Origin of the sequence: Pseudomonas sp. NS1(2017) (assembly GCF_002269425.1) — a bacterium.
Lineage (GTDB): Bacteria > Pseudomonadota > Gammaproteobacteria > Pseudomonadales > Pseudomonadaceae > Aquipseudomonas > Aquipseudomonas reactans.
In genome coordinates, this window is record NZ_CP022960.1 from 5,730,259 (window position 1) to 5,745,937 (window position 15,679).

General features: G+C 63.6%; 12 protein-coding genes. 3 read left to right on the plus strand and 9 right to left on the minus strand.

Annotated features, from left to right (window positions below):
- Positions 1 to 7 precede the first annotated feature (7 nt).
- The 4 genes from CI807_RS26715 to CI807_RS26730 all read right to left on the minus strand — a co-directional run bounded on the left by CI807_RS26715 (position 8) and on the right by CI807_RS26730 (position 4,558).
- Positions 8 to 397, minus strand: a complete 390-nt coding sequence (locus tag CI807_RS26715; protein ID WP_016978124.1) for a type II secretion system protein GspG — start codon at positions 395 to 397, stop codon at positions 8 to 10.
- 13 nt (positions 398 to 410) lie between these two features.
- Positions 411 to 1,607 (minus strand): type II secretion system inner membrane protein GspF, encoded by a 1,197-nt coding sequence (gene gspF, locus CI807_RS26720; RefSeq protein ID WP_095016909.1) that lies wholly within the window; start codon positions 1,605 to 1,607, stop codon positions 411 to 413.
- Positions 1,604 to 3,265, minus strand: a complete 1,662-nt coding sequence (gene gspE / locus CI807_RS26725; RefSeq protein ID WP_371858019.1) for a type II secretion system ATPase GspE — start codon at positions 3,263 to 3,265, stop codon at positions 1,604 to 1,606. The genes gspF and gspE overlap by 4 nt, the downstream gene beginning before the upstream one ends.
- 252 nt (positions 3,266 to 3,517) lie before the next feature.
- Positions 3,518 to 4,558, minus strand: a complete 1,041-nt coding sequence (locus CI807_RS26730; RefSeq protein WP_095016911.1) for a LacI family DNA-binding transcriptional regulator — start codon at positions 4,556 to 4,558, stop codon at positions 3,518 to 3,520.
- Positions 4,559 to 4,766: 208 nt separating this feature from the next.
- On the opposite strand from CI807_RS26730, the gene CI807_RS26735 reads away from it, so the two are divergent.
- From CI807_RS26735 to CI807_RS26745, 3 genes are read left to right on the plus strand one after another with little or no spacing between them, the layout of a single operon-like run.
- The gene (locus CI807_RS26735) at positions 4,767 to 6,956 is read left to right on the plus strand and encodes a TonB-dependent receptor (RefSeq protein ID WP_095016912.1); all 2,190 of its coding nucleotides are present in this window, start codon (positions 4,767 to 4,769) and stop codon (positions 6,954 to 6,956) included.
- A 2-nt stretch (positions 6,957 to 6,958) separates the two neighbouring features.
- The gene (locus tag CI807_RS26740) at positions 6,959 to 8,290 is read left to right on the plus strand and encodes an LLM class flavin-dependent oxidoreductase (RefSeq protein WP_095016913.1); all 1,332 of its coding nucleotides are present in this window, start codon (positions 6,959 to 6,961) and stop codon (positions 8,288 to 8,290) included.
- Positions 8,287 to 9,207 (plus strand): sulfonate ABC transporter substrate-binding protein, encoded by a 921-nt coding sequence (locus CI807_RS26745; RefSeq protein WP_095016914.1) that lies wholly within the window; start codon positions 8,287 to 8,289, stop codon positions 9,205 to 9,207. The genes CI807_RS26740 and CI807_RS26745 overlap by 4 nt, the downstream gene beginning before the upstream one ends.
- Before the next feature lie 90 nt (positions 9,208 to 9,297).
- Here the strand turns inward: CI807_RS26745 and fecE are convergent, their stop codons facing one another.
- From fecE to CI807_RS26770, 5 genes are all read right to left on the minus strand, one after another.
- The gene (gene fecE / locus CI807_RS26750; RefSeq protein ID WP_095016915.1) at positions 9,298 to 10,098 is read right to left on the minus strand and encodes a Fe(3+) dicitrate ABC transporter ATP-binding protein FecE; all 801 of its coding nucleotides are present in this window, start codon (positions 10,096 to 10,098) and stop codon (positions 9,298 to 9,300) included.
- Positions 10,099 to 10,102: 4 nt separating this feature from the next.
- Positions 10,103 to 11,071, minus strand: a complete 969-nt coding sequence (locus tag CI807_RS26755; protein WP_095016916.1) for an iron chelate uptake ABC transporter family permease subunit — start codon at positions 11,069 to 11,071, stop codon at positions 10,103 to 10,105.
- Positions 11,068 to 12,057 carry an iron-dicitrate ABC transporter permease FecC gene (gene fecC / locus CI807_RS26760; protein WP_095016917.1) on the minus strand — a complete coding sequence of 330 codons (990 nt, stop codon included), beginning with the start codon at positions 12,055 to 12,057 and terminating at the stop codon, positions 11,068 to 11,070. Before fecC ends, CI807_RS26755 begins: the two co-directional genes overlap by 4 nt.
- A 2-nt stretch (positions 12,058 to 12,059) precedes the next feature.
- Positions 12,060 to 12,974, minus strand: a complete 915-nt coding sequence (locus tag CI807_RS26765; protein ID WP_371858020.1) for a Fe(3+) dicitrate ABC transporter substrate-binding protein — start codon at positions 12,972 to 12,974, stop codon at positions 12,060 to 12,062.
- A 231-nt stretch (positions 12,975 to 13,205) separates the two neighbouring features.
- Positions 13,206 to 15,596, minus strand: a complete 2,391-nt coding sequence (locus CI807_RS26770; protein ID WP_095016919.1) for a TonB-dependent receptor — start codon at positions 15,594 to 15,596, stop codon at positions 13,206 to 13,208.
- Between the last annotated feature and the right edge of the window lie 83 nt (positions 15,597 to 15,679).

Genomic DNA, 15,679 nt, shown 5'->3' on the forward strand with positions numbered 1-15,679 from the left:
GGCCGCGTTACTCCCAATTGCCCAGGTCGGCGCTATAACCTTCGCCGCCCGGCTGGCCATCCTGGCCATAGAAGATCAGGTCGAAGGCGCCGTGCTCGCCGGGAAAACGATAGCCGAAGGCATGCCCGAACGGGTCCTTGAGGTCAGAAGGCTTGGCATAACCGCCGGGCCTGTCCACCAACTGTTGCAGGCTGGTGGGCGGCGCGCCGACGTCGAGTGCGTAGCTGTCGATCTTCATGCTCAGGCTGGCCAGCTGCGCCTTGCCCGCGCCGTACTTGCCCTTGTCCACATTGCCGCCGACCTGGCGCACGACGATGGTGGCGACGATGCCCAGCAGCACGATCACCGCGAGCATTTCCAACAGGGTGAAACCGCTTTGGCGGCGGGGTTTTCTCATGGGTCAAGCTCCTTCATATATTGCTGGTCAGGCTCATCAGCGGCAGCATGATCGCCAACATGATCACCGCCACCAGCACCGCCATGACCACGGTCAGGGACGGCACCAGTGCGGCAAGCAGGCGGTCGATGCCGCGCTTGGCTTCGACGTCGAAGATGTCGGCGACCTTGAGCAACATGCTGTCGAGTTCGCCGGCCTGTTCGCCGACTTCAATCATTTGCAGCGCCAGCTCGGGCAACAGCGGCTGGCTGCCGAACGCGCAGGCGAGAGTACCGCCGCCTTTTACCGATTCCGTCGCATGGCCCACTTGAGCCTGCAACGCGCGGTTGGTGCAGACGTGCCGCGCGATCACCAAGGCTTGCAGCAACGCCACGCCATTGTTGAGCAGCGTGCCGAGGGTGCGCGTCAGGCGTGCCGCTTCGACCCGTTGCAACAACGGGCCGAGCACGCGAATGCCGAGCAGCCGTCGATCGTATTGTTCTCGAAATGCCGGATTGCGCAGGCGTACAGCCCAACACCCACCGCTGACGATCAGCCCGGCCAGCACCGCCAGGCCGTAGCTGCCCAGGAACTCACCCAAGGCCAGAATCACCTCGGTAATCCACGGAATCGGCACGCCCAGGTCCTGGAAGATCGGCACGAACTGCGGCACCACATACGCCAGCAACAACGCCAGGGAGCCCAGCACGCCCACCACCAGGAAGGCCGGATAGATCAGCGCATTGATCACCTCGCCGCGCAGCCGCTCGCTGCGTTCCAGATAGTCGCTGAGCTGACGCAGGGTACTTTCCAGCGCGCCACCGGCTTCACCGGCACGCACCATGCTCAGGTACAACGGTGAGAAGCTGCCGCCCTCTTGTTCCAATGCGGCGGACAGGGGTTTACCCGCCTTGACGTGATCGCGGATGCGCTCGATCAGCGCGCGCACCTGAGCGGGGCCGGGTTGCTTGAGCAACAGGGTCAACGAGCGTTCCAGAGGCTGGCCGGCCCCCAACAGCGTCGCCAACTGCTGGGTAAAACTCACCAACGCCGTGCCCTTCAACTGCCCACGTGGGTTGCGCAGCAGGGGCCTGCCGGCTGCTTCAATCTGCAGCAGCAACAGGCCGCGCTTGTGCAAGGCGGCGACGGCGGCAACTTGATCCGTGGCTTCCAGCGTACCGTTCTGCGGCACGCCCTGGTTGTCCAGGGCGCGGAACTTGAACAGGCTCACGCGCTGTCCCCACGGGTGACGCGCAGCACTTCTTCCAACGAGGTAATACCGGCCAAGGCCTGACGTAGCCCTTCTTCATACAGGGTGCGCAAACCGGCGCGGCGTGCGGCCTGTTCCAGCGTGGCGGCATCGGCGTGACGCATCAGCAGGCTGCGCAGCTCATCGTTCATCACCAGCAGCTCAGTGAGCGCACTGCGGCCGTGATAGTCGCCGCGATAGAGCAGGATCGGCCGTTGTTCGGTCAGGCGATCCAGGCCATGTTCTGCGATCAGTTCCGGCGGTGCTTCAAAGGCCACGCGGGTGGCCGGGTCCAGGCGCCGCACCAGGCGCTGGGCGAGGATGCCGCTGACGGTCGAGGCGATCAGGTAGCTTTCCACGCCCATGTCCAGCAGCCGTGTGATACTCGCCGCGGCGCTGTTGGTGTGCAGGGTGGAAAGGACGAGGTGCCCGGTCAGCGACGATTGAATGGCGATGCGGCAGGTTTCCAGGTCGCGGATCTCGCCGATCATGATCACGTCCGGGTCCTGGCGCACGATGGAGCGCAGCGCCCCGGCGAAGTCCAGGCCGATGGCGGGCTTGACCTGGATCTGGTTGATGCCTTCGAGTTGGTATTCCACCGGGTCTTCCACGGTGATGATCTTGCGCTCGGCGGTGTTGAGCCGCGACAGCGCGGTGTAGAGCGTGGTGGTCTTGCCGGAACCGGTGGGCCCGGTGACCAGCAGAATGCCGTGGGGCCGTTCCAGCAAGTCAAGGAAAGTGGCCAGGCGCTGGCCGTCGAAGCCCAGGCTCGGGAAGTCGAACTGCACGGTTTGCCGGTCCAGCAGGCGCAGCACCACCGACTCGCCGAAACTGGTGGGCACCGTGGACACGCGAAGGTCGAGTTCCTTGCCCTGGATGCGCAGCATGATGCGCCCGTCCTGGGGCAGCCGACGTTCGGCGATGTCCAGCCGCGCCATGATCTTCACTCGCGAAATCACCGCCGCCGACGAACTGGCCGGCGGCGCTTCAGCATCGTGCAACACGCCGTCGATGCGGTAACGCACCTTGAGCTGGTTTTCGAAGGGTTCGATATGGATATCCGAGGCGCGCTGCTCCACGGCGCGTTGCAGGATCAAGTTCACCAGCCGGATCACCGGCGCCTCGGAGGCCATGTCCTTGAGGTGTTCGATGTCTTCCTGGGCGCCGCCCTGCTCATCGAGGTTCTCGATCAGGGTGCCCATGGCCGAGCGGCCCTGGCCGTAGTAGCGCTCGATCAGGGTGTCGACTTCATTGCGCGGGCCGATCGCCAGCCACACCGGCACCTGGCACGCATAGGCCAGGGCCTCGAACGGATACCGTTGCGCCGGGTTGGCCGCCAGCACCCGCAGGCCGTTCTGGTGCCAGCCCATAGGCACCACTTGATAGTGACGCATGAAGCGTTCGGTCAGTGCAGGCAAAGGATCGAGCAGCGGCGGCGCGGCGTCGGCCAGCAACAGCGGCGCGTCGAGCAACGCCGCCCAGGCACGCGCCAGTTCAACTTCGGAGATCAGGCCCAGACGCGTCAGCAGACTCAACAGATCGTCCGTGGACAGGCGTCGGGCGCGCTCCAGGTCCACCGTTTTCAGCCCGGCATGCTGCATCAGCCACGCACACACCTGCTCGGTGTGCGGGATCTGCATCTGGCAGGCATCGATAGGCGCTGACGACATAATGTTCAGGTATCTAGTGTTGCGAGAAAGTATGGCTATTTGAAACTACGGAAACATGCCATTAGTTAGCCATAACCCAGGGAAAAGTAAGCCGGGGTTATCGACTGGAAGTTATAGACCTAGTTCCTGAAACAGGGGAATAAAATAAACACAACCGCCAAGACACTTGCGCCAGAGCCTTAGCAGCTAATAGCCATCATCCCACTAGTTGCAATTAGCCACTTAGGCGCTTTCACGCGCAATCAAACGGCATTCCAATAAATTCAAACGCGTTACTTCGTCTTCTACAGGCAGCACACCCAAACTTTCAAGCACACGCGTAGCGGCCAACACACCTATTTCCAATGCGGGTGGTTTGATCGTACTCAGGCTCGGCAACAGCATTTCGGCGAACGGGTAATCGCCGAAACCGAGTACCGCGCACTGCTCGGGGATCTTCAGCCCGGCCCGCTGCCCAGCCAGCAGACCACCGGCCGCCAGGTTGTCATTGGCGAAAAATATCGCATCCGGCGGCGTCGCGTGACTCATCAGCGCTTCCATCGCCTGTTTGCCTGCGTCGAAAGGCGCGCGATCCGCGTCGGGAGCGAAGACCCAGGGCTGCACACCCAACGCGCTCAAGGTCGCGGCAAAGCCCTCACCCCGCTCCATGGCGCTGAAGTCCCCTGCGGCGCTGTTCTGCACGAAAGCAATGCGCCGATAACCCTGCCCATGCAGATAGCGCGCGGCGGTGACGCCCACTTCGTAGTGGGAAAAACCGATCTGTAAGGGCGCGCGCTCGGGCACGTAGTCCCAGGTCTCCACCACCGGGATATCCGCGTCGGTGATCATCTTTTCAGTCGCCGCGCTGTGGAAGCGGCTGGTCAGCACCAGCGCCGCCGGCGACCAGCCAAGGAACGCACGCACCGCGCTCTCTTCCTGCTCGGCGCTGAAGTAACTCGACGCCAACAACAGTTGATAGCCATGCCGGCTGAGGGTGTCGCTGAAGCCCTGGATGGTATTGGCAAAGATCGGCCCCGAGATGTTCGGGATCACCATCGCCACAATGCGCCCACGCGCCGACGCCAGCCCGCCGGCCACCAGGTTGGGCACGTAACCCAGCTCGGCCACCACCTCGGCGATGCGCTCGCGGCGTTCGGGTGACACCTGTTCCGGCTGGTTGAAGTAACGCGACACGGTAATCGCCGACACGCCGGCCTGGCGGGCCACGGTATTCAAGGTGACACGCCCGGCGCCACGGCGTTTGCGCGGTTTGTCTTCGCTCACGGGATGATCCTGTTAAAAACCAAAAAGAATATAGGACTAATTTTTCAGTATTTGACGTTCTAAACCAGACCTACCAATAATGCCGATGTTAGCGCTAACAAAGCGCGTTGTCTGCTACTCGCTCGAGCGAATGCCAAAGACATTTCACAGGCGCTGACGGTCGCAAGAACCGCAGCGGCTCAGGGCAATCTTTTCGAGCGGGCACAGCATGCACACCTTCCAACGCAGCACTTTTCTGATACTGGCCGGGTTGACCGCCCTGCCCGCCCCCAGTGCCTTTGCGGCCGATGCGCAGGAGCCGACACTCAAATCCGTGACCGTCACCGCCACCCGCCGCGAAGAATCGCTGCAAAAAGTCCCGGTGGCCGTCTCGGTCCTCGACGGCGAACAGCTGGAGCGCGATAACCGCAACGGCGTGGCGAGCATCGCGCAGCAGGTGCCGTCGCTGAACTTCCGCACCGGCGCCTCCAACAAGGACACCTCGCTGTTCGTGCGCGGCGTGGGCACCATTTCCACCTCTCCTGGCGTCGAGCCGACGGTGGCCACGGTGATCGACGGCGTGGTCTACGCCCGCCCCGGCCAGGCCACCCTCGACCTGCTCGACCTGGAACGCATCGAGGTACTGCGCGGCCCCCAAGGCACGCTGTTCGGCAAGAACGCCTCGGCCGGTGTGCTGAACATCACCAGCAAGGCGCCCACCGCCGAGACTCATGGCTATATCGATCAGTCGTACTACAGCGGCAACGAAAGCCGTACCCGGTTCGGCATCGGCGGCAGCCTGGTGCCGGATGTGCTCAAGGGTTCGATCAGTACGCTGTTCGGCAGCTACGACGGTAATGTCGACAACCAGCACAATGGCCAGGAGGTCAACGGCTACAACCACAAGGGCATTCGCGGCAAGTTGGAATTCACCCCCAACGACGACCTGAAACTGACCCTGATCGCCGACTACATGCAGTCCCACGACGACGCGCCGAACGGCGTGGTCAGCAAGTCCCTGACTCCGGCGTTCAGCAACGCGCTGAGCCCGGTGCGGGCCTCCAGCGACAACCGCGACATCAACACCGATACCCGCAGTCATGTGGAAGACACCAACAAGGGCCTGTCCGCCCAGTTGGACTGGAACCTCGGCGACTACACCCTGACGTCGATCACCGCCTGGCGCGGTTGGGACAACACCCAATACCAGGACGGCGACCGCCTTGGCACGGTGACCGCCGCGTTCCCCGGTACCGCCGACAAAGGCCAGTTGGAGTTCAACCAGTACTCCCAGGAACTGCGCCTGGCCTCGCCCAAAGGTGAGTTCTTGGAGTATGTCGGCGGCCTGTTCTACATGCATGGCAAGGACGAAGAAACCTACCAGCGCACCCTCACCACCACCACGCGCACCGACCGTGGCATCGCCGACTACAGCACCACCAACGACAGCTACGCGGTGTTCGGCGAGACGACGCTGAACTTCACCTCACGCTTTCGTGGCATCGCCGGCCTGCGCTACACCCACGATGACCTGAAATACGATCACCGCCGCGTCTCCACTTCTGCCACCACGGTCAGTGGGATTCAGCCGGCCACGTCCAGTTCCGGTTCCGTGGACGAAGACGGTTGGTCCGGTCGCCTGGGCGTGCAGTACGACATCAGCGACAGCGTCACCAGCTACCTGACCTATTCGCGCGGCTACAAAGGCCCGGCCTACAACGTGTTCTTCAATATGCAGCCGCGTGACACCGACGCGCTCAAGCCGGAAACCTCCAACACCTGGGAAGCCGGGATCAAGGCCAGTGCCTGGAACAACCGCCTGACCACCAACCTGGCGGTGTTCCACAGCAATTACGACAACTACCAGGCCAACTTTTTCGACACCGTCGCCGGGCAAGTGGTGACGCGCCTGATCAACGCCGGCAGCGTCAGCACCGAAGGCGTCGAGCTGGATTACGCCTTGCAGGCCACCCAGCAACTCAAGCTGTCCGGTGCCCTGGCCTACACCCGCGCGCGCATCGACGAATTCGCCTGCCCGGCCGGTGCCGCCGCGACCTGCAACGTGAATGGCAAGCCGCTGCCGTTCAGTCCGGACTGGAAAAGCTACGTGCGCGCCGACTACACCATCCCACTGGATAACGGCCTGGACATCGAACTGGGCACCGACTACAGCTGGCAGAGCGAAGTGCAGTACGACATCAGCCAGAACCTCGACACCAAACAAGGTGCCTACGGCATCTGGAACGCCAGCGTGGCCCTGGCCGACTACAGCAATGGCTGGCGCGTCGCATTCCTGGCGAAGAACCTCGCCGACAAATCCTACTCACCGCTGCTGGCCAGCGGCGGCAACTACATCTACCGCGCCGTGCCCCGTGACGATGAACGTTACTTCGGCGTGCAACTGCGCAAGGATTTCTAAGCATGAGCCGTCAACTGACACTCGGCGCCTTCCTCATGGCCACCGGGCACCACGTCGCCGCGTGGCGCCACCCGGACGTGCCGGCCAATGCCGGGCTGGATTTTGCCCAGTACAAGCACTTGGCACGGGTGGCTGAAGCGGCCAAGTTCGATACGCTGTTCGTGGCGGATAGCATTGCGGCAGCCACGGGTGAAATCGCCAGCCATATGGCGCGTTCGGATCACTTCGAACCGCTGACTTTGCTTTCGGCGTTGAGTGCGGTGACGGACCACATCGGCCTGATCGCCACGGCGACCACCACCTATAACGAGCCCTACCACGTGGCGCGCAAATTCGCCTCGCTGGATCACCTGTCCGGCGGCCGTGCCGGCTGGAACCTGGTGACCTCGGATGCCGCCGCTGAAGCGCAGAATTTCGGCCGCGATGAACACCTCGGCCACGCCGAGCGCTACAGCCGCGCCAGGGAGTTTCATCACGTCGTGACCGGGTTGTGGGACAGCTGGGAAGACGATGCCTTCGTGCGGGACAAGGCCAGCGGAAACTACTACGACCCGGCGAAACGGCATGTGCTGGACCATGTCGGCGAACACTTTCGCGTCAAAGGCCCGCTGAACGTGGCGCGCTCGCCCCAGGGCCAACCGGTGATCGTGCAGGCGGGCTCATCGGAAACCGGCCGTGAACTAGCCGCGCAAACCGCCGAGGTGGTGTTTACCGCGCAAACGTCGCTGGAGAACGCCCAGGCGTTTTATGCGGATCTCAAGGGCCGCCTTGAGAGATACGGGCGTGAGCCGGATTCGCTGAAAATCATGCCAGGGGTGTTTGTGGTGGTCGGCCAGACCGAGGTCGAAGCCCAGGCGAAATTCGAGGCGTTCCAGGACCTGGTCGAGCCCGAAGTGGGCGTCGCCCTGTTGGGCCGCATGCTGGGTAATTTCGACTTGTCCGGCTATCCGTTGGACGGGCCGTTGCCAGCGTTGCCGCTGACCGACAGCGGGCAACGCAGCCGTCAGCAATTGCTGAGTGACCTGGCCCACCGCGAACAACTGACCCTCGCTCAGTTGGGCCGACGGATTGCCGGGGGGCGCGGGCATTACAGCCTGATCGGCACGCCCGCGCAGATCGCCGATGAGCTGCAACGCTGGTTCGAAAACGGCGCTGCCGATGGCTTCAACATCCTGGTGCCGCACCTGCCGGGTGGGCTGGAGGATTTCGCCCAAGGGGTCGTGCCGGAGTTGCAACGGCGCGGCCTGTTCCGTACCGAATACACCGGCACTACCTTGCGTGAAAACCTCGGTTTGGCGCGCCCCGAAAACCGCTTCAAAAAGGACGATGCATGAAGATTCCGGCGCTGTTAGTGGCCCTGCTGGCCGTCACTCAAACCGCACTGGCGGCCGATCCCGCGACCCTGCGCATCGGCTACCAGAAAGGCTCCATAGCCCTGGTGCTCGCCAAGGAACATAGCCTGCTGGAAAAACGCTTCCCGCACACCGAAGTGAAGTGGATCGAATTCCCCGCCGGCCCGCAGATGCTGGAAGCACTGAACGTTGGCGCACTGGACGTGGGCTCGACCGGCGACATCCCGCCACTGTTCGCCCAGGCGGCGGGTGCGGACCTGGTCTACATCGGCGCCGAACCGCCCAAGCCCAGCGCCGAAACCATCCTGGTGCGCAACGATAGCCCGCTGCATTCAGTGGCGGACCTGAAGGGCAAGAAAGTCGCCTTCCAGAAGGGTTCCAGTTCCCACAACCTGATCCTGCGCGCCCTGAACAAGGCCGGGCTTAGCTACAAGGATATCCAGCCGGTGTACCTGCCCCCTGCCGACGCGCGCGCGGCGTTCGAACAAGGCAGCGTGGATGCCTGGGCCATCTGGGAGCCCTATTCATCCCTGGCATTGAGCCAAAGCCCCAGCCATGTGCTGGCCAATGGCGAAGGCCTGGGTTTGTCGGGGCCGGTGTATACCGCGCGGCGCGACTATGCGAAGGCCAATGGCGCGTTTGTACATGACCTGCTGGATGAGCTCAGTGCTGCCGAGTCGCTCACCCGCAGCCAGCGTGAAGACAGTTTGAACGTGCTGACGGGGTTTATGGGACTGCCTGCCGAGGTGATCGCGCGGTACATGGATAACCGCCCGCCTTCGCCGATTTTGCCGATTGACGACACGATCATCGCGGCGCAGCAGGCGACGGCGGATCTGTTCTATCAGAACCACCTGCTGCCCAAGGCAATCGACGTGCGCAAAGCCGCTTCCCTGTAGGAGCCGGCTTGCCGGCGAAAACCCCACAGGCAGCGCGTCCATTCCTGTTTCCCGCGTTATCGTTGGCGACCTTCGCCGGCAAGCCGGCTCCTACAAGGGTTTATCTGTGCCTCGCGTGCTCTTTTCCACGAGGCACATGGGTGTACCGGCGACCGGCTCCTGCATCACTTGCACCTGCACATCAAACACCTGCCTCATCAACTCGGCATTGATCACCGCCCCCGGCGCACCATCAGCCACCAACTTGCCGCCGTGCATTACCGCCAAATGGTCGGCGTAGCGGCAAGCCTGGTTGATGTCGTGCAGCACCGTGATCACAGTCTTGCCTTCGGCGGCCAGTTCACCCATCAAGTCCATGAGTTCGACTTGATGGCTGATGTCAAGGTAAGTGGTGGGTTCATCCAGCAACACCACCGGCGCATTCTGCGCCAACACCATCGCCAGCCAAGCCCGTTGGCGCTGGCCGCCGGACAGATCGGCCAATGCGCGATCAGCCAACACGTCCAGCTCCAGGCGCTGCATGGCTTGGGTCACGTGGGATTGATCACTGCCGCTCAAGCGTCCCCACAGCGAGTTATGCGGGCTGCGGCCATAGGCGACCAACTGGCGCACGCTGACACCTTCCGGCACCGGCAGCACCTGCGGCAAGAACGCGATCTGCCGCGCCAACTCGCGGGCGGACAGGCTGGCGTAGGCCTGGCCATCCAGGGTCAACTCGCCCTGGGTCGGCTTGAGGATGCGCGCGAAGGCCTTGAGCAAGGTCGACTTGCCGCAGCCATTGGGACCGATCAAGGCGGTCACCTTCCCGGTCGGCGGCGCAAAGGACAGGCCTTGCACGATGCGCGTGGTGCCGTAGCCAATGTCGAGCTGCCGTGCGTGAAGAATACTCATGTGATCAGCCCTTGAACCGTGCCAGCAACCAAAGAAAATACGGCGCGCCAATCACCGCCGTGAGCACCCCGGCGGGGATTTCGCTGGGCGCGATGAACGTGCGCCCCAACGTGTCGGCCAGCACCAGTAACAGCGCGCCAATCAGCATTGCCGCCGGCAGCAGGTACTGGTGATGCCCGCCCACCAACCGCCGCGCCATGTGCGGCGCGACCAGGCCGATAAAACCGATCGGCCCGATTACCCCCACGCCCAGGCTGGTCAGCAGCACCGCGCAGGCCATCGCCAGCCAGCGTGTGCGACTGAGTGGCGTGCCGAGGCTATGGGCCGCTTCATCGCCGAGGGCAATCAGGTTCAGCGGTTTGGCCAGGCACAACCCGACGGGAATCAGCAGCAGGAACGGCAACACCAGCGCCACATGGTGCCAGTTGCGGCTCCATAGGCTGCCGGTGAGGGCGAGCAAGGCGGTGTTGATATCCAGCGGATGGGACAGGATCAGAAACTCGGTGACGCTGGACAGCGTCACCGCAATCGCCACCCCGGACAACGCAAAACGCACCCCGGAAAAACTTACCCCGGTGTTGTACAGCGCCAGCAGCAACGCGCCGCCGGCCCCGCCCAGGCAGGCCACCAGCGGCAGCCACACGATCGGCAAATGCGGCCAACTGATGATCGCCACGGTCAGCGCCAGCCCGGCGCCTTGGGTCACGCCGAGGATTTCCGGTGAGGCCAGCGGGTTGCGGATCACGCCCTGCACAATCGCCCCGGCCAGGCCGAAGGCTGCACCTGCGAGAATCGCGATCAGGCTGCGTGGCAGGCGGTGATTCCAGACTTCGAAGTCGAGGGCGTCGTGGGCCAGCAGGCGGTCCAGCACGGTGTCTGGGGTGAGCCACACAGTGCCGGCGCTGAGGCTGATCAACGTCGCCAGCAGCAACAGGCCGAGCAGCAGCCATAAGCGCAAGGGTGGCCGGGTCATAGGGCGCGCCTGGCAAGAAAAAGGAAGAACGGTGCGCCAATCAACGCAGTGACCACACCCGCCGGGGTCTCCACCGGAAACGCCACGGCACGGCTGAGCAGGTCCGCGCCTAGCACGATCACCGCGCCCAATGCCGCGCTCAGCGGGATCAGCCAGCGGTAGTCATTACCAAGGAATTGGCGAAGGATATTCGGTGCGATCAGCCCGACAAACCCGATCGGCCCCACCGCGCAGACGCTCGCGCCCACCAGCAACAGGCTGGCGATGAACACCTGCAAACGCAGGCTGGCAATGCCCACGCCCAGGGAGCGTGCGGCGTCTTCGCCGAGGTTGATCAGGTTCAAACGCGGCGCGCACCACAGCGCCCACAGGCCGCCGATCAAGGTGCACGGCCACAGCAGTTGCACCTGCGCAGCGCCGACATTGGCCAGGGAACCGGCCAGCCAGTTGAGCACGCTTTGCGCCTGGGCCTCGACCAGAATCACCGTGAGCCGGGTCAATGCCGCGCACAACGCGGCCACGGCCACACCGGCCAATACCAGGCGTCCCTGGGCGGTGGTCGGCGACCAGGCGCCGCCGAGGCTGAACACCGTGACCCAAGCCAGCGCGCCACCCAGGCAGGTCATCAACAAGGCACCGCCAGCAAACGGCGGCGCGACCAATCCAGTGGAAAACAACGCCAGCCCCAACGCCGCACCCGCCGTCACACCAAACAAGGATGGCGAGGCCAGGCGGTTGCGGGTAATGCCCTGCATCAACGCACCGGCCAGGCCCAGGCAAGCACCGACCAACGCGGCACACAGCGCCCGTGGCACGCGCAACTGGGCGACGATGTAGGCCATATTGCCGCCCACGCTGCCTTGGTGAACCAGGCCATTCCACGCATCCGCCGCCGTGATCGTGAACGGTGACCAGCTATAGAGCGACAGCCAGAACAACCCGGCACCCAGCAGCACAATGCTTGCCGCCGCGAGACTTCGCCCCATGTTTATTGGCTCAGTACGGCTTTACCGCCCTTGAGAATTGCCAGTGCGTCTTCGGCGATCTGCTCCGAGGCCAGCACACCGCGATTGCGCGCCCAGCTGTCGCCGTCCACTTCAGCCACCTGTTTATTACGCACCGCGCCTAGCACTTGCCACAGCGGCTGCTTGCTCCAGTTGTCGACGATGCTGGGGCGACGGTAATGGCCGACCAGCAACCAACCGGGGTCGAGGGCGAGCAGTTGCTCCAGGCTGACAAACTCGGTGGGCGCCGCATTGGCGCGTACCGAGGGGACTTTCAGGCCAATGGCTTCGAGCACGCTGCCGGCGTAGGAGTCCGGGCCGTGCACGGAGAAGCTGTCTTCACGGGCGACGCCAAACAACACGCTGGCGCCGGCAGGGATCTGTTGCGCGACGGCCTTGAGGTTCTCGCGGTTCTTCTGGATTCGCGCTTCCATCTGCGCGCTCTTGCCCAGCGCCTTGCCGATCAACTCGGCGGATTTCAGGCTGCCCTGATAATCCTCGCCGCGCGATGGCAGCAACAGGGTCGGCGCGATGCTCGCCAGGTCGTTGTACAACGCTTGGTGACGGTTGAGGTCGGCGACGATCAGGTCCGGCTTGAGCCGGGCGATTTCCTCGATACTCGGCTGCGAGCGCAGGCCCACGGACTTCCACTGGCCGATGGCCTGGCGCACACGGGGCAACACGCGGTTGGCATCACCATCATCGGCGGCGCCGACGGGCGTTACCTCGACGGCGGCCAGGCTATCGAGAAAGGAGAATTCCAGCACCACCACACGCTTGGGCGCATCGGGCAGATGCACCGCGTGCTGGCCGTCGTTGAGGTCGATGGGGGCGGCGCTCAGCAGGCTTGAAGACAACGCCAGGACGCAGGCGGCAAGGGTGGGGATGGAGCGCAGCATTCGCATGACAAGGACCTCGGCGTTAAAACACCCCAGCTAGACAGGCCGGGGAAAACGGCGGGTACTATTCCATATCGGGGCGGCGTGATCAAAAAACATTCTCATTTATACCCCGCCTGTCACCTCCCACTGTAGGAGCGAGCTTGCTCGCGAAGAACCCAAGAACAACGCGTTCATCCAGGATGCCCGCGGCATCGTTGGCGTTTTCGCGGGCAAGCCCGCTCCTACAGGTTAGAAGTCGACGGTGGCCGACAGCAGGTAGGTACGCGGCGTCGACAAGGTCAGCCCCGGCTCGCTATCGTCCGACGCACCCGCCGAACTCCAGTAGCGCTTATCGGCGACGTTCTCCACATTCGCCCGCAAGGTGATGTGTTTATCGTCCACCTTGAACCCGTACCGCGCCCCCACGTCGAGGCGGTTCCAGGCGTCGATTTCCTTGACGTTGGACTGGTCCAGGTACTGCGAGCTGGAATAGATCCCACGGCTGGTCAGGGTTAGGCCTTCGAGGCCCGGCACATCCCATTCAGCGCCCAGGTTGACGTTGTACTTAGGCGTGGCCGGGGCGCGGTTGCCGTCCCAGGTGCCGTTGGAGGTGTCTTTCAGCTCACTGTCGATGTACATCACCCCACCAAGCAGGCGGAAGCCCTTGAGCGGTTCGCCGAACACGCTCAGTTCTACGCCTGAGTTCTCGCGCTTGCCGTTAGGCCCGAAGAGCCGCGTCGTGGCGTTGGTTTCGTAGGCTGGCTGCTTGATGCGGAACACCGCGGCGGTCACGGCGAACGCGCCAGCGTCGTATTTGGCGCCCACTTCCACCTGGCGACTGATGAACGGCGGGAAGATCTCGTCTTCGTTTCGCGAGGTGGACGGCGCGATCTTGCCCTGGCTCAGGCCTTCCATATAGTTGGCGTACAGCGACAATTTGTCGGTGGCCTTGAACAGCAGGCCGCCGGACGGCGAGACTTTTTCTTCGTCGTAGGCCGTGTCGCCTTTGACTCCGTCGCTCCAGTCATCGACCTTCACGCGCTGCCAGCGGGCACCGAGGGTGAGCAACAGGCGGTCGTCGAAGAAGCCCAGGGTGTCGGACAAGGCGACGCCGGTAAATTTGTTTTCGGTATAGACCTTGGGATCAAACCGCGTCGGCCGTGAAGGCGTCGGAGTTTGCACGGGATTGTAGAGGTTGCTTGAGGGTGACGTATAACGCGCTCCGCCGTTGGTGAAGTCCATGTCGAAGTAGCTGGCGGCCAGGTTGACCTCATGGCTCACCGGCCCGGTATGGAACCAGTTGCGCACGCCAGCGGTGTAGGTGCGCACGTTTTCATCGCGAGTGAAGTCGCGAGGCGACACTGCGAAATCACCGGCCGCATTGCTGACGGATACCGCGTGACGCAGGAAATCGTGGTTGCTTTTACGCGCGCCCACGCCGCCGTAGAGCATCACGTTGTCGCTGAGGTCGTACTCGGCATTGACCGTGCCGAAGGTGTCGTTGGTGCGGGCCTTGCTCCAGGATTGCGCATAGTTGCGGCGCACGTCATTGGCGCTGGGCACCGGCGCTGCGGCCGCCACCTGTACGCGCTCTTGCGGCGCATCGGTGTCGCGCTCGGTGTGGCCGATGTCGGTGGAAAGGCGCAAGCGTTCGCCACGGAAATCCAGGCCCAGCACGGCCATTTCGCGGTCGACGCTCTGGTGATCCCACTCGGTGTCGCCGGACTGCTTCACACCATTGAAGCGGATGCCGTACTGGTTGTCTTCGCCAAAGCGCCGGCCAATGTCCACCGCGCCGCCGGCCTGGCTGTCGGACGCCCAGTTGCCGGTAAACGAGTTGATGTCCTTGTCGGTGGCGCGCTTGGGCACCACGTTGATCCCGCCGCCCACGCTGCCACGCGGCGAGATGCCGTTGATCAACTGGCTCGGGCCCTTGAGGATGTCGACGCGGTCGGCCATTTCCATGTCGATGGTGTAGGTCGGCAGCACGCCATACAGGCCGTTGTAGGCCACGTCACTGTTGAACAGGCTGAAGCCGCGAATGGTGAATTGCTCGTAGCGCCCACCGGCCGGGTTGGTGGCGCGCACCGAGGGGTCGGCGGCGATCAGGTCGCCTAGGGTGCGGGCCTGTTGGTTCTTCACCGCGTCCGCAGTGTAGGTGGTGATACTGAACGGGGTTTCCATGAAGTCCCGCGTGCCGAGCATGCCCTGGGCCGTGCGGCGCGCTACCTGGCCGCCGGCGTAGGTGTCGCCGTCATACAGGCCGGTGGTGCCGAGGATCGACGTCGGGGCCAACTCCAGTGTGCTGCCCTCCGGCACCGGCACCAGCATGTACGCCTGCGCGCCCATCGGTTGCAGTTTCAGGCCAGAGCCTTGCAGCAAGCGCGCAAAGCCCTCCTCCACCCCATATTCGCCGGACAAGCCGCTGCTACTGCGCCCGCTGACCAACGCCGGGTCCACAGACAGATTGACGCCCGCCAACCCGGCAAAGCGGGTGAGCGCCGCACTCAGGCTGCCGGCGGGCACCTGGTAGCTGCGGCGGGTGGCGGTGTCTTCGGCGTAGCTGACGGCGGCGAAGAACGGGCTGGCGCTGAGGCTCAGCAGCAGGCTGAGTTTCAGCAAGGGGCGGACGACGGGCATTGGCGGAAGCTCTCAATAGTGTTCACTTGCCTGGAATGACAGGCGAGATGAAAAAAAGGGACAGGCTCCGCCAATTTTTTCGC

Coding starts and splice junctions, on each gene's coding strand:
- CI807_RS26715 (WP_016978124.1), bottom strand. CDS start 397: ATGAGAAAACCCCGCCGCCAAAGCGGTTTCACCCTGTTGGAAATGCTC.
- gspE (WP_371858019.1), bottom strand. CDS start 3,265: ATGCAGATCCCGCACACCGAGCAGGTGTGTGCGTGGCTGATGCAGCAT.
- CI807_RS26735 (WP_095016912.1), top strand. CDS start 4,767: ATGCACACCTTCCAACGCAGCACTTTTCTGATACTGGCCGGGTTGACC.
- CI807_RS26740 (WP_095016913.1), top strand. CDS start 6,959: ATGAGCCGTCAACTGACACTCGGCGCCTTCCTCATGGCCACCGGGCAC.
- CI807_RS26745 (WP_095016914.1), top strand. CDS start 8,287: ATGAAGATTCCGGCGCTGTTAGTGGCCCTGCTGGCCGTCACTCAAACC.
- fecE (WP_095016915.1), bottom strand. CDS start 10,098: ATGAGTATTCTTCACGCACGGCAGCTCGACATTGGCTACGGCACCACG.
- CI807_RS26755 (WP_095016916.1), bottom strand. CDS start 11,071: ATGACCCGGCCACCCTTGCGCTTATGGCTGCTGCTCGGCCTGTTGCTG.
- fecC (WP_095016917.1), bottom strand. CDS start 12,057: ATGGGGCGAAGTCTCGCGGCGGCAAGCATTGTGCTGCTGGGTGCCGGG.
- CI807_RS26765 (WP_371858020.1), bottom strand. CDS start 12,974: ATGCTGCGCTCCATCCCCACCCTTGCCGCCTGCGTCCTGGCGTTGTCT.
- CI807_RS26770 (WP_095016919.1), bottom strand. CDS start 15,596: ATGCCCGTCGTCCGCCCCTTGCTGAAACTCAGCCTGCTGCTGAGCCTC.